We start from the raw sequence: 1,417 nt of genomic DNA, 5'->3' as shown, positions 1-1,417 counted from the left end.
TGAATCCGAAACGCTCCGGCGCCATAGGATGTGGCTGCGGCCGATTAGGTAGACGGTGGGGTAACGGCCCACCGTGCCCATAATCGGTACGGGTTGTGAGAGCAAGAGCCCGGAGACGGTATCTGAGACAAGATACCGGGCCCTACGGGGCGCAGCAGGCGCGAAACCTTTACACTGCACGAAAGTGCGATAAGGGGACTCCAAGTGCGAGGGCATATAGTCCTCGCTTTTTGCGACCGTAAGGTGGTCGCGGAATAAGTGCTGGGCAAGACCGGTGCCAGCCGCCGCGGTAATACCGGCAGCACGAGTGATGACCGCTATTATTGGGCCTAAAGCGTCCGTAGCTGGCCGTGCAAGTCCATCGGGAAATCCGCGCGCTTAACGCGCGGGCGTCCGGTGGAAACTGCATGGCTTGGGACCGGAAGACCAGAGGGGTACGTCCGGGGTAGGAGTGAAATCCCGTAATCCTGGACGGACCACCGGTGGCGAAAGCGCCTCTGGAAGACGGATCCGACGGTGAGGGACGAAAGCTCGGGTCACGAACCGGATTAGATACCCGGGTAGTCCGAGCTGTAAACGATGTCTGCTAGGTGTGGCACAGGCTACGAGCCTGTGCTGTGCCGCAGGGAAGCCGTGAAGCAGACCGCCTGGGAAGTACGTCCGCAAGGATGAAACTTAAAGGAATTGGCGGGGGAGCACTACAACCGGAGGAGCCTGCGGTTTAATTGGACTCAACGCCGGACATCTCACCAGCATCGACAATGTGCAGTGAAAGTCAGGTTGATGACCTTACTGGAGCCATTGAGAGGAGGTGCATGGCCGCCGTCAGCTCGTACCGTGAGGCGTCCTGTTAAGTCAGGCAACGAGCGAGACCCGCACTCCTAATTGCCAGCAACACCTAGCGGTGGTTGGGTACATTAGGAGGACTGCCAGTGCCAAACTGGAGGAAGGAACGGGCAACGGTAGGTCAGTATGCCCCGAATGTGCTGGGCGACACGCGGGCTACAATGGCCGAGACAGTGGGATGCAACCCCGAAAGGGGGCGCTAATCTCCGAAACTCGGTCGTAGTTCGGATTGAGGGCTGAAACTCGCCCTCATGAAGCTGGATTCGGTAGTAATCGCGCCTCAGAAGGGCGCGGTGAATACGTCCCTGCTCCTTGCACACACCGCCCGTCAAAGCACCCGAGTGGGGTCCGGATGAGGCCGGCGCAACGCCGGTCGAATCTGGGCTCCGCAAGGGGGCTTAAGTCGTAACAAGGTAGCCGTAGGGGAATCTGCGGCTGGATCACCTCCACAGACCGGGACCGGGGCGCTGCCCCGGCCCACCTTAACTCGTGGCGCTTTGCGCCACGTGGTTTCACGTTCGATCGAGCCACGTCGTGGCCGATCGGGCACCTTTGAACTACCAAGGCTAAC

At 60.1% G+C, this 1,417-nt stretch carries 1 rRNA gene; it reads left to right on the top strand.

From position 1 onward, the window contains the following. Positions 1–1,295: ribosomal RNA gene (locus ACSBP4_RS19595) — 16S ribosomal RNA — on the top strand; the annotation flags it as partial. Positions 1,296–1,417 lie beyond the last annotated feature (122 nt).

Source organism: Natrinema sp. CGMCC1.2065, assembly GCF_051225675.1.
GTDB lineage: Archaea > Halobacteriota > Halobacteria > Halobacteriales > Natrialbaceae > Natrinema > Natrinema thermotolerans.
The sequence above is the reverse complement of the archived record's forward strand: the minus strand, read 5'-3'. Positions and strand labels throughout refer to the sequence as shown.